We start from the raw sequence: 11,996 nt of genomic DNA on the forward strand, positions 1-11,996 counted from the left end.
GGATCTGCTCTGAACTGGGAAGTTCCCTTGGAAGCGGCGTGCTCGGCGATCGACGTCAGCGAGGTGAGGCATGGACAGCGACAGCACCTTCGAGGGGACCTCCTACGGTCCGGTCCCCGGCGGGAGCATGGCCTCGGCCACGGTCGACGTGCGCGGCACCGTGCTGGCGTGGAGCTGGGGGGCCCAGTGGCTGTTCGGTTACTCCCCTGCCGAGGCCGTGGGCCGTCCGATGGCCGAGGTGTTCGGTCTGGAGGAGTCCGCGCCGATCGACTTCGCCTCCTATCCGGCGGCGTGGGTCGGTGAGGTGTCGGCCCGCGACCACAACGGTGCGCCGCTGCCGCTGCAGTTGTACGCCCAGCCGCTCCACGACGCGCGGGGGCTCACCCAGTGGCATCTGGTCGTCCTCGGCCGGGTCGGTCCCCGCAAGCCGGGCCCTCCCGTGGGGGAGGTCGAACTCGCGCTGCTGCGGGAGTGGACCCTGGCCCAGTCGGCGCTGCCGGTGACGATCTTCGACCACAAGGGGAGGGTCGTGGAGATCAACCAGGCCATGGCCCGGCTCTCGGGCATCACCACCAAGCACGCGGTCGGGCTGCGGCCGCGGGAGCTCGCCCCGCTGCCCGTCTTCGCCGAACTCGACCGGCTGTTGGACCAGGCGCTGAACACCGGGAGGCTGGTGCGTCACGACCTCCACGGCCGGGTGGGCGAGGAGACCCAGGAACGCGTCTGGACGGTGTTCTTCTCCCCGCTCAGGGATGACGACGGGCAGGTGCACGGTGCGTCCTGCACGGTGTTCGACAACTCCGAGCAGCACTGGGCGCGCCGCCGTCTGGCCGTGCTCGACGACGCCAGCACCCGTATCGGCACCACCCTGGGGGTGAACCGCACCGCCGAGGAGGCGGCGGAGGTGCTGGTCCCCCTGTTCGCCGATTCGGTCATCGTGACACTTTTGGAGCCGGTCTACCGGGGCGCGGAGCCGACGTTCGCGCCGCTGCCCGATCCGGTCCCGTTGCGTTGTCTGGCCCGCCACTCGGCCCTGGGCGGGTGGGGCGAGGGGGTTCCCGAACCGGGTGCGCTGCTGCACTACCCGTTGGACTCTCCGGCGGGTGTCTGCCTGTCCGAGCGGCGTCCCCTGCGGTACCGGATCGACGACTCCTCCCTCGTCGAGTGGTTGGAGCAGTCGCCCGTCTTCGCGGAGGCCCTGCACGCCTACGGGGTGCGTTCGCTGATGCTGATTCCGCTGCTGGTGGGCGGCCGCCCCTTCGGGCTGGTGCTGCTGCTGCGGCACCGGCGCACCGCGCCGTTCACCGAGGACGACCTGTTGCTGGCCCAGGACGTCTCCACCAAGGCCGCGATGCGTATCGACAACGCGCGCCGCTACGCGCGGGAGCGCGACACCGCGTTGACGTTGCAGCGCAGCCTGCTGCCGCAGCGGCTGCCGCACAACTCCGCGGTGGAGGTCGCCACCCGCTACCTGCCCGCGGGTTTCCGGTTCGGTGTGGGCGGCGACTGGTACGACGTGATCCAGTTGTCGGGGGCGCGTGTCGCCCTGGTGGTGGGGGACGTCACCGGGCACGGTCTGCACGCCTCGGCCACGATGGGGCGGCTGCGCACGGCCGTGCGTGCCCTGTCGGACGTGGATCTGGCCCCGGATGAACTGCTCACCTACCTGGACGACCTGGTGGTGCACCTCAATGCCGAGGAGGAGGCCCAACCCGTTCCCGACTCCGTGGAGGAGGCGGGCCTCGACCTGATGTCCGAGATCGGCGCCACCTGCCTGTACGCGATCTACGACCCGGTGTCGCGCCGCTGTGTGGTGTCGCGGGCCGGGCATCCGCCGCCCGCCGTGGTCGGCCCGGACGGGTCGGTGGAGTTCGCGGAGGTGCCTGCGGGTCCGCCTCTGGGGGTGGGCAGGGTGCCGTTCGAGTCGGTGGAGTTCGAGGTGCCCCCGGACAGCCTGCTGGTGCTCTACACCGACGGCCTGGTGGAGTCGCGCAACCGGAGCCTGGAGCAGGGGCTCGACCTGTTGCGGGAGGTGTTGGCGGAGCCTGAGCGGTTGTTGGAGGCCGTGTGCGACTCGGTGGTGCGCGCCCTGCTTCCGGCGGGCGCCACCGACGACGCGGCGCTGCTGGTGGCCCGCACCCGCGGCCTGGACTCCCACAAGGTGGCCACCCGGGATCTGCCCGCCGATCCCGCGGTGGTCGGCGAGGTCCGTTCCTGGGCCACGCAGCGGCTCGCCGACTGGGGGTTGGAGGAGATGGCGTTCACCACCGAACTGGTCGTCAGTGAGCTGGTCACCAACGCCATCCGCTACGCCAGCGCTCCGATCCAGCTGCGGTTGATCCAGAACGGGACGCTGATCTGCGAGGTGTCCGACGCCAGCAACACCGCGCCGCACCTGCGCCGGGCGCGCACCTTCGACGAGGGGGGGCGCGGCCTGTTCCTGGTCGCCCAGCTCAGCCACCGCTGGGGGACGAGGCACCGCAGCAACGGCAAGACCATCTGGGCGGAGCAGGTGCTGCCCGACCGGCAGCCCGTCGCGGTGTGAGGCCGGGGCGGTTCAGTCCAGGGCGGTGCGGGCCGCCTCCCGCAGGGTGGCGACCATCGCGGACACCGGGCTGTGCAGGCGCGGCCGGTGCACCAGGAAGATCTGCCGGGCCAGGTCGGTGCCGTGCAGCCGGTGGGCGTTCCAGTCTTTTTCGACGTGGGAGCGGAGGATGGTGGCGGGGACCAGTCCCACGCCCACGCCTGCGCGGATCAGGGCGAGGGTCACCTCGTAGTCGCGGGTCTCGTAGGTGACGGTCACGTCCACTCCGGCCGCGGCGGCGGCGGTTTCCAGCGCGATGCGGTTGTGGATGCCGGGCGCCCCGCAGATCCACTCTTCTTCGGCGAGGTCGGCCAGGGTGATGCGGGAGCGTTCGGTGGCGGGGTGGCCGTCGGGCAGGACCAGCAGCAGCGGGTCGGTGAGCAGCGGTTCGCGGTGCAGTCCGGGGGCGGGCGGCAGTTCGGTTCCGGGGTAGCGGTGGGTGATGAGCAGGTCGAGGTCTCCGGAGGTGACCAGGCCGTAGCCGTCGGGGGGTTCCACGTCGCTGAGGGCCAGCCGCACGTGCGGGTGGGCGCGGCGGAAGTCGGCGAGGGCGCCGGGCAGCAGGGTCTTGCCCGCGCTGGCGAACGCGCCCAGGGCCAGGGTCGGCGGGTGTTGGCCGAGGGTGGCGCGGACCGCCCGTTCGGCGTCGCGGAGTTCTCCCAGGACGCGTTCGCCGTGGTCCACCAGTACTCGTCCGGCTTCGGTGAGGCGTACCCCGGTGCGGCCGCGTTCCAGCAGGACGCAGCCGAGTTCCCGTTCGAGTTTGGCGAGTTGTTGGGAGAGGGCCGGCGGGGTGAAGGACAGTCGTTCGGCGGCTGCTGTGATGGATCCCGCGCGTGCCACTTCCACCAGGACCCGCAGCCGGTTGGCGTCGAGCACCACACCCCCAGGATGTAAGTAATGCTTAAACATCTTTAGAAGAACCAACTTTAACTTAACTTCCCTCGTGGGCAGAGTGGAACCATGACCTCAAGCATCACCGTTCCCCGTCCGACACCCACCGCCCTGGACGTGCGGCTGGCCGCCGAACGCATCGCGCCGCACCTGCGCCGCACCCCGCTGCTGCGGGCGCGCCTGCGGGGGCGGCCGCTGCTGCTGAAGCTGGAGCACCTGCAGATCACCGGCGCGTTCAAGCTGCGGGGCGCGCTCAACGCGCTGCTGGCGGGCGACGTGGGCGGGCGGGTGGTGACCGCCTCGGGCGGCAACCACGGCCTGGGGGTGGCCACCGCGGCCCGGATGCTGGGCGTGTCGGCCACCGTGTACGTGCCCGAGACCGTTCCGGAGGTCAAGGAGCGGCGGCTGCGGGAGGCGGGGGCCGAGGTGGTGCGTGCGGGCGCGGAGTACGCCGCGGCGGCGGCCGCGGCCCGGGCGCGCGCCGAGGCCGACGGTGTGCGCTACGTGCACGCCTACGACGACCCGGACGTGGTGGCGGGCCAGGGCACCCTCGGCTACGAGATCGCCGCTGATGCGCCCGACTGCGACGCGGTGGCGGTGGCCGTGGGCGGCGGCGGCCTGGTCGCCGGGGTGAGTCTGGGGATCGGGGAGGAGCGCGTCGCGGTGGCGGTGGAGCCGCACGGCTGCGCGAGCCTGCACGCCGCGTTCGCCGCGGGCGGGCCGGTGGACGTCCCCGTGGATTCGGTGGCGTCCTCCGCGTTGGGCGCGTCCCGTGTCGGCGACGTCCCGTTCCGGGTGCTGCGCGACCGCCGCGTGGTCTGCGCGCTGGTGTCGGACGCCGAGATCCTGGCCGCCCGCGACCTGCTGTGGGAGGAGTTCCGTATCGCGGCCGAACCCGCCGCCGCCGTGCCGTTGGCCGCCTGGCTGGCCGGGCGGGTTCCCGGGGAGTTGCCGTGCGTGGTGGTCTGCGGCGCCAACGCCGACTGGCGTCCCCTGGACTGACCGCGCGCCCCAAGGGCAGCGGGCCGCCGGGGTGCGCGGCGCGGCCGTCCACCGGACACGGGTCAGGGGATGGGCCGCGCCTCCTCCGGGGTGCGGGACAGCAGTCTGCGCAGCGACAGCCTGCCCTCGTCGGGGGTGTAGGCGCGCAGCATCAGCGAGACCGACGGGAACAGGAAGACCAGTCCGGCGAGCTTGAACGCCCGCGCGCCCACCGCGGCCCTGCGCTGGCCGTGCAGGGCGTAGGTGCGGTGCCAGGTCCGCAGGTAGCGGTGGAGGTCGCGCAGCGATCCGCCGATGCGGCGGGCCGAGACCGGGGCGCGCAGCCGGTCGCAGTAGCGCACCCTGCGGCCCAGCCGGTGCAGGTGGATGGCCAGGTCCAGGTCCTCGAAGATGTCGGGGCCGGGGCAGGCGTGGCCGCGCAGTTCCCGCCAGCACTCCTTGGTCAGCGCCATGTTGGAGCCCCACAGCATCGGGTGGCCCGACAGCATCCGGTTGACCCGGTGGCAGAACAGGCGCTGCGCGGCCAGGCCGGTGCGGTGCAGCGGCGCGTCGTAGAACCAGGAGGGGCCGGTGGCGGCCGAGACGGCCGGGTCGGCGAACGCTTCGGCGAGCCGCTGCGACCAGTCCGGTTCGACCAGGGTGTCGGCGTCGATGCGTCCCAGGATGTCGCCGGTGGCCTCGTCGAAGCCGCGGTTGCGCGCCGGGATGAGCCCCTGGACCGTCTCGTGGATCACCCGGACCCCGTGGTCGCGGTACTTCTCGGCGATCTCGACGGTACGGTCGGTGGAGTTGTTGTCGACGACCAGGATCTCGTCGACCGGCACGATCTGGTTGACCAGCGCGTCCAGGCAGCGCCCGATCACCGCTTCCTCGTTGTAGGCGGGCACCACCACCGAGATTTTCATCTTCTCCCCATCGTCCAGGTCGTTCGGATACCGAGGGCCGGTCGGCGGTGGCGTCCACGACGCTCCGCCCGGACCGACACCCTACGGGCCCTCGCACCGCGCCCGTTCGGGTCGGGATCCGCCGTGATCGGCTCCGGTTCCCGTCCGGAGCAGGAGATACCTATCGGACGAACCCGAACACTGTTTGGACCGCAGGTGAAGTCTTCGCCCGCCGACGCAAAAGTATCCCGGACGCGCCCGGTTCACGAGGCCCCGGCGCGGGGTCCGGGGTGTGATCGCGGGCGCGCCGGCGACGGATGCGGTGGTCAGCGGCGGGGCACGAGCGCGGTGTAGTGTCCGCGCTCGTCACGCTCCAGGTCGAGCAGCGCGACCACGGCGGAGCGGTCGATCGGCCCGTAGACGTGCCGGAACACCACTCCGTCGTCGAACCCCGGCGGGGTGGGGACGGCCTTCTCGTCGCGGACCTCCACCTCCTCTCCGAGTCCCGCCTCGTCGATCACCAGGGCGATCACCGGACTGGGCGGGTCGCGGAAGAAGGCGTTGGCCACCCGCAGGGTCATCTCCTCGTCGGCCACGCCGTGTACGAATCCGTCTCGCTGCAGCGAGGCGGGCGCATACGGGCGGTCAGGCTCGGACCGCCATCTCTCGATCGGTGCCACGTGATAGATCACCGGATATTTCTATCGCGGTTTGAACCTTCTTCGGCACATTTTGCCGCGAGTCGGCGGCTCGTCACCAAGAAAGCACAGGGCAGACCGGTTGAGAGGTTTGTCTCTCGGTGGGTGGTGTCGACTTCCGGCGTGCTCATTCTGTGATTTCGGACTTGTCCGCATTACATAATCTTTTCCCGGTTGTCCCGTGAAATCCGCTGGAACACACGTATGCGCCCCGGCGCGGACGCCGGGGCGCATACGGAAACGGAGCGGAGGCGGGGTCAGGAGCGGGGCAGCAGTTCGGCCAGCCACGCCTCGACGTCGGCGGAGGTGCGCGGCAGCGCCGCCGACAGGTTCCGGTTGCCCTCGGGGGTGACGAGGATGTCGTCCTCGATGCGCACCCCGATGCCGCGCAGCTCCTCGGGCACGGTCAGGTCGTCGGGCTGGAAGTACAGGCCCGGCTCCACGGTGAGCACCATGCCGGGCTCCAGGGTGCCGTCCACGTAGGCCTCGGTGCGCGCCACCGCGCAGTCGTGCACGTCCAGGCCGAGCATGTGCCCGGTGCCGTGCAGGCTGTAGCGGCGCTGCAGGCCCAGTTCCAGGACGCGGTCGACCGACCCCTCCAGCAGCCCCCACTCGACCAGGCCCTCGGCGAGCACCCGCTGGGCGGCGTCGTGGTAGGCGCGGAACGGGCGCCCGGGCCGCACCTCGGCGATGCCCGCCTCCTGGGCGGCGTACACCAGGTCGTAGACGCGCCGCTGCACGTCGCTGAAGCGGCCGCTGACTGGGATGGTGCGGGTGACGTCGGCGGTGTAGAGGGTGGTGGTCTCCACGCCCGCGTCCAGCAGCAGCAGGTCGCCGGGGCGCACCGGGCCGTCGTTGCGGACCCAGTGCAGGGTGGTGGCGTTGGGGCCGGACGCGGCGATGGTGCCGTAGCCGACGTCGTTGCCCTCCACGCGGGCGCGCAGGAAGAACGTGCCCTCGATGTAGCGCTCCGAGGTGGCCTGGGCCTGCGGCAGCACGCGGACCACGTCCTCGAAGCCGCGCACGGTGGAGTCCACGGCCCGCTGCAGCTGGCCGATCTCCCACTCGTCCTTGACCAGGCGCGCATCGTGCAGGAACACCGCGAGCTCGGCGTCGCGCCGCGCGGCCTCCTCGGCGGTCCCGGCGTCCTCGGCGGAGCGGCGCAGGGTGAGCACGGCCTCCAGGGTGGCGTCGTGGCCGCGCACGATCCGGGTGGGCGCCTCGGGGGCTTGGCGCAGCACGTCGGGCAGGGTGCGCACGTCCCGGGTGGGCAGCCCGTACAGCGCGGCGGCCTCGGCGAGGCTGTTGCGGCGGCCCACCCACAGTTCGCCGTACCCGTCGAGCCAGAACTCGCCGTTCTCCCGGCTGGAGCGGGGCCGCAGGTACAGCGCGGCGTCGTGGCCGCCGCCGGCGCGCGGCTCCAGCACCAGGCAGCCGTCCTCGGACTGGTCGCCGGTCAGGTACACGTAGTCGCTGGCCGCGCGGAACGGGTAGTCGGTGTCGTTGGAGCGGGTCTTCAGGTTGCCCGCGGGGATCACCAGCCGCTCCCCGGGGAAGCGGGCGCTGAGCGCGGCGCGCCGCTTGGCGGTGTAGGCGGCCTGCTCGATCGGCTCCAGGTCGCGCCGCTCGGTGTCGGCCCACCCGGTGCGCATCCACTCGGCGAGTTCCGGGGAGACGTCCTTGTAGGGGCCGTTCTTGCGTCCCTTGAACTGCGGTTCCGCGGTCCTGTCCCGCTCCTGTCCGTCGCGGACCCGCTGTCCCTCGGAGTACTGCTGCTCGGTCACGGCTGCCCTCCTCGTCACATGTCCCACCCGGTGTCAACCCCGGCGGGGGTGGTTCTGCTTCCCATGCTAGGAGCAGGGCGGGGCCGGGGGACTTTCCGATGATCTTGACACCGGAGGGCGGTGTTCCGCGCCCCGCGCCCCCACAGCGTCAAGATCGTCGCGGGTCGCGGGTCTGCGACCGCCCGGCGGGGTGTGTTTCGGCCGCGAGGCGCGGCAGCCTTGAGGGAGCGCAGGTCCCGGAGGGACGTCAAAGGCCCTGCGCGCTCGGGGTGCCGTCCCTGGCCAGCAGGGGAAGCCCCTCCCCCACGCATCCGGCAAGCCGCCTCTGGTGGAAAGGAGAAAATCCCTCCCCCAGCCCTGAAAAGGCCGAGGCTGCCGGGCCTCGCGGCCGAAACACCCCCTTTCCGATGAAGGCCGACAGCACCACGGCCTTCTTCTGTAGCCCGCCCCGCAGGCAGCTCCCCTGCGGATCAGAGGACGCCGCGGCGCGCGGCGGCGAGGAACGCCTCCCACTCAGCAGCCGGAAACGCGAGGTACCCGACATCAGGATGCTTGGAATCCCGGACCGCTGCGCCGGTGGAAGGTAGGGGGGCGACTTCGACGCAGTCCTGCCCTGCGCCGCTGTAGCTGCTCTTGCGGAAGTTGGAGGGGATGGGGGCCACCTCGACGCAGTTCTCGTCGTGGCCGCTGTAACTGCTCTTGCGGAACTGGAGTTCGTTCACTGGTCACTCTCTAAGGGATGCAGCTACATCCTTGATGAACTCGGCGGACTGCTTCGTGCTGAGTGCGGACCCCTGTAGGTCTCCAAATGTCACGTTATACCGTTCGATCTCTTCCGGCTGTTCGAAGAAGACCGACCCTGCCATCGTGCCCACCCACACGATGGGGGTGTCCAGTGGCTCCGGGAATTCCAGAATCATGAAGGGTGCCGTAAGGCCTGCGTGTGAGCCAGCGGTGAACGGCACAACCTGGACGTCGATGTTCGGCATCTGAGCCATGTACAGCAGGTGTTCAAGCTGCTCCCGCATGATGCGCGGTCCGCCGATGGTGCGTCGTAGAGCGGCCTCGTCGAGCACCGCGCGCAGCCGAGCGGGAGAAAACCTGGTGAGGATCTCGCGTCGAGCCATCCGGTACTCGACACGGCGTTCGATCTCCTCTTCTGAGGTGTAGCGCCCACCTTCGAAGAGAGCCCTGGCGTACTCGGGTGTCTGCAGCAGGCCGGGGATGCAGAGCGCTTCAAAGGTCCGGATGGTTGACGCCTCCGCCTCGAAGTCTGCCAGCGCTCGGTCACCGAACAGCCCTTTGTACTTGGCCCACCAACCTCGCTCGCGTGCATCGCGAGCCAGTGCGTGCATGGCCTCCCGGGTCTCGGCGTCCTCTATCTTGTAGAGCTTCATGAGTTTGTCGAGGTCAGCAGCACTGATGCGTTTGGTCTCGGTGGTTTCCATCTTGGAGACCTTGGGGGCACTCCAGCCGAGTTCCTTCGCGACCTGGGTGACCTTGTAGCCCGCCCTTTCGCGGGCTCGGCGGAGTTCGGTGGCGAGACGGCGGAGGCGGAGGGATGGACTGCGGGGCTCTCTCATGGCAGTAGCGTAACCAATCTTCGATTAATGTTCGAGGAGTCGATTGATAACTCGAATATTTCGAGTTAGTGTGGGCATCAAGAAGGGCGCCCCCTCCAAGGCCGCCCTCTCTGACCGTCAACGCTATCGACCGCCCGCCGCCTGCGTCCGCACAACGGAGAAACCCGCGGGCTGCCCCTCGTGCCCCGTCCGCCGCACACCGGCCGGGGCGGCGGACGGGTACCGGCCTGCCCGCCGGCTCCGTCCCTGCGCCCTCTTGTCCAGCCACGTCCATCCCGAGGAGTTCGCATGCCGCTGCTCGCCCCTCCCCCGCTACCCTCCGTCACCGTCCCGTTGGGACTGGTCATCCCGCCCGGCAAAGAGCACTACTTCGACCCCACCGCCAAACCCGTCCCCTACACCCGCCGCTCCTTCGAGTTCCGCGGCGAACGCGCCTTCCTCCCCCTCGTCCACGCCTTCCTGGCCACGTGTACGGCCGGACGCGACCCCGACTACGCCTACCTGTTCCGCCTACTCGGCGTGGAGCTGGCCACCAACGCCATCCGCCACACCAACTCCGGCCGTGCGGGCGGCACCTTCACCCTGCACGTGGTACGCACCCCCACCCACATGAAACTCACCTGCTTCGACTCCGGCGACGGCCGCATCACCCCCATACGCGACCCCGAACACCTGGCCCCGCTCCCCCTCGACCCCGAGCGCGAGGGTGGCCGCGGCCTGGCCCTCCTCGACGCCCTGGCCACCACCTGGGGCGACGACGGCCGCCAAGCCTTCCGCCGCGTCTGGTTCACCCTCGACTACGACCTGACCGCAAGCGCCTGGCCCACCCTCTGACCCCCGCCGCGACCATGCCCCCGGTGCCACGGTCGACCGCGGTTGTGGCACTGGGGGCATGATCGCGGGCGGGGGCCGGTCAGCGCGGCGCGTTCGGGCCGAACCTCGCGTCGTGGTCCTTCGGGTCGTCGGGGTCGGCGGAGTTGGCGATGATCACCGCCACCGGCGGGATGATCGCCGCCACCACGCACATCGCGACGCCCCAGTCCGCGCCGAACAGCATCCCCACCGGCGCCGAGAGCACGAACAGGACCAGGCAGACCGACATCAGCTCCTCGTAGCGCCGCATGCGGCGCGGCTGGTTGCGCCAGCGCCGCAGCGCGGTGCCGCCCCAGCGGTGCACGACCACGGTTCTCATCTCCTTGCCTTCGGGCGGCTCAGCCCCGCACGGGTCGCGGGGCCGACGCCAGGTGGGTGGTGAACCAGTCGCGGGCCAGCTCCGCCACGGTGGTCAGCGCACCCGGTTCCTCGAACAGGTGGGTGGCGCCGGGGATGACGGTGAGCCGGTGCTCGCAGCGCAGCCGCGCCCGGGCCTGCCGGTTCAGGTCCAGTACGTGCGCGTCGTCGCCGCCGACGATGAGCAGGGTGGCGGCGCGCACCGACTCCAGGGCCTGTCCGGCCAGGTCGGGGCGGCCGCCCCGGGACACCACGGCCCGGGCGTCGCTGTGCGGTGCGGCGGCCGCGACCAGTGCGGCCGCGGCCCCGGTGCTCGCGCCGAAGTAGCCCATCGGCAGGTCCGCGGTCTCGGGGCGTTCGCGTACCCACTCGGCGGCCACAGCGAGCCGCCCGGCCAGCAGGCCGATGTCGAACACGTTGTCCCGGTGCTCCGCCTCGGCTTCGCTGAGCAGGTCGAACAGCAGGGTGGCCAGTCCGCCCCGGTGCAGTTCCGCGGCGACCTCGCGGTTGCGCGGCGAGTGCCGTCCGCTGCCGCTGCCGTGCGCGAACACCACGACGCCCACGGCGCGCTCCGGCACGGTCAGGTGGCCGGGCAGCCGGATCGGGCCGGCCTGGATCTCCACCTCCTCGTCCACCCGGCCGCCCGTCGGCGCCTGTTCGGTACGGGGCCGGGCGGCGGCGCGTGCCAGCAGCGCGGTGACCTCCTCGTCGGCGGTCTGGGTGAAGTCGGTGTACCACTGGCCGATCGCGGAGAAGTCCTCGGGGACCAGGGGGCAGATCACCTCGTCGGCTTCCTCTTCCAGGCGGGCGACCGCGTCGGAGGCGCCCACCGGGGCGGCCACCACCACGCGGCCCGCCCCCAGGCGGCGGGCGACCCGGCAGGCGGCGAGCGCCGTGGAGCCGGTGGCGATGCCGTCGTCGACGACCACGGCGATGCGGCCGTGCAGCGGGATCCGCGGCCGCTCCCCCCGGAACCGGTGCACCCGGCGGCGCAGTTCCTCCCGTTCGCGTTCCTCCACGGCGGCGAAGTCCTGTTCGTCGGCGCCGGACATGGACATGACGCGCGTGTCGACGACGCGGGCCCCGTCCTCGCCGATCGCGCCCATCGCCAGTTCGGGTTGGAACGGCACGCCGATCTTGCGGACCACGATCACGTCCAGGGGTGCGGCGAGCGCGGTGGCGATCTCGAAGGCGACGGGGACGCCGCCGCGCGGCAGGCCGAGCACGACGGTGTCCTGGCCGCCCAGCCGCCGCGCCACCGCCGCGGCGAGCCGCCGTCCCGCGTCCGTCCGGTTGATGTACGACATCTCGGTCCTCCCCGGCGAGACTCCCCGTGT

At 71.4% G+C, this 11,996-nt stretch carries 11 protein-coding genes; 3 read left to right on the top strand and 8 right to left on the bottom strand.

What is annotated here, in order from left to right:
- The first annotated feature begins 70 nt into the window (after window positions 1-70).
- A complete protein-coding gene (locus tag FOF52_RS08215; RefSeq protein ID WP_248593237.1) occupies window positions 71-2,545 on the top strand; it encodes a SpoIIE family protein phosphatase in 2,475 nt (824 codons plus the stop codon).
- Window positions 2,546-2,557: 12 nt separating this feature from the next.
- Here the strand turns inward: FOF52_RS08215 and FOF52_RS08220 are convergent, their stop codons facing one another.
- Window positions 2,558-3,463 (bottom strand): LysR family transcriptional regulator, encoded by a 906-nt coding sequence (locus FOF52_RS08220; RefSeq protein ID WP_248593785.1) that lies wholly within the window; start codon window positions 3,461-3,463, stop codon window positions 2,558-2,560.
- A gap of 84 nt (window positions 3,464-3,547) precedes the next feature.
- Here FOF52_RS08220 and FOF52_RS08225 point away from each other — a divergent pair, with 84 nt between their 5' ends.
- The gene (locus FOF52_RS08225; RefSeq protein WP_248593238.1) at window positions 3,548-4,480 is read left to right on the top strand and encodes a threonine/serine dehydratase; all 933 of its coding nucleotides are present in this window, start codon (window positions 3,548-3,550) and stop codon (window positions 4,478-4,480) included.
- Between the two features lie 62 nt (window positions 4,481-4,542).
- On the opposite strand, the gene FOF52_RS08230 is transcribed toward FOF52_RS08225, so the two are convergent.
- The 5 genes from FOF52_RS08230 to FOF52_RS08250 form a co-directional block, all read right to left on the bottom strand.
- Window positions 4,543-5,385: a glycosyltransferase family 2 protein gene (locus FOF52_RS08230; protein ID WP_248593239.1), complete on the bottom strand. Its 843-nt coding sequence runs from the start codon at window positions 5,383-5,385 to the stop codon at window positions 4,543-4,545.
- Between the two features lie 305 nt (window positions 5,386-5,690).
- A complete protein-coding gene (locus FOF52_RS08235) occupies window positions 5,691-6,056 on the bottom strand; it encodes a DUF952 domain-containing protein (RefSeq protein ID WP_248593240.1) in 366 nt (121 codons plus the stop codon).
- Window positions 6,057-6,319: 263 nt separating this feature from the next.
- Entirely contained in the window at window positions 6,320-7,846 is a 1,527-nt protein-coding gene (locus tag FOF52_RS08240; protein WP_248593241.1) for an aminopeptidase P family protein, read from the bottom strand.
- Between the two features lie 470 nt (window positions 7,847-8,316).
- Complete coding sequence (locus FOF52_RS08245; RefSeq protein ID WP_248593242.1) at window positions 8,317-8,568, bottom strand: DUF397 domain-containing protein; 252 nt, start codon at window positions 8,566-8,568, stop codon at window positions 8,317-8,319.
- 3 nt (window positions 8,569-8,571) lie between these two features.
- Window positions 8,572-9,429, bottom strand: a complete 858-nt coding sequence (locus FOF52_RS08250; protein WP_248593243.1) for a helix-turn-helix domain-containing protein — start codon at window positions 9,427-9,429, stop codon at window positions 8,572-8,574.
- 288 nt (window positions 9,430-9,717) lie between these two features.
- On the opposite strand from FOF52_RS08250, the gene FOF52_RS08255 reads away from it, so the two are divergent.
- Window positions 9,718-10,263: an ATP-binding protein gene (locus FOF52_RS08255; protein WP_248593244.1), complete on the top strand. Its 546-nt coding sequence runs from the start codon at window positions 9,718-9,720 to the stop codon at window positions 10,261-10,263.
- A 79-nt stretch (window positions 10,264-10,342) separates the two neighbouring features.
- Here FOF52_RS08255 and FOF52_RS08260 read toward each other — a convergent pair whose 3' ends face one another.
- Together FOF52_RS08260 and FOF52_RS08265 are read right to left on the bottom strand one after the other, a co-directional pair.
- A complete protein-coding gene (locus FOF52_RS08260; protein ID WP_341849785.1) occupies window positions 10,343-10,621 on the bottom strand; it encodes a DUF3099 domain-containing protein in 279 nt (92 codons plus the stop codon).
- Between the two features lie 19 nt (window positions 10,622-10,640).
- The gene (locus tag FOF52_RS08265; protein ID WP_248593245.1) at window positions 10,641-11,966 is read right to left on the bottom strand and encodes a phosphoribosyltransferase family protein; all 1,326 of its coding nucleotides are present in this window, start codon (window positions 11,964-11,966) and stop codon (window positions 10,641-10,643) included.
- Window positions 11,967-11,996 lie beyond the last annotated feature (30 nt).

Source organism: Thermobifida alba (assembly GCF_023208015.1).
Taxonomy (GTDB): domain Bacteria; phylum Actinomycetota; class Actinomycetes; order Streptosporangiales; family Streptosporangiaceae; genus Thermobifida; species Thermobifida alba.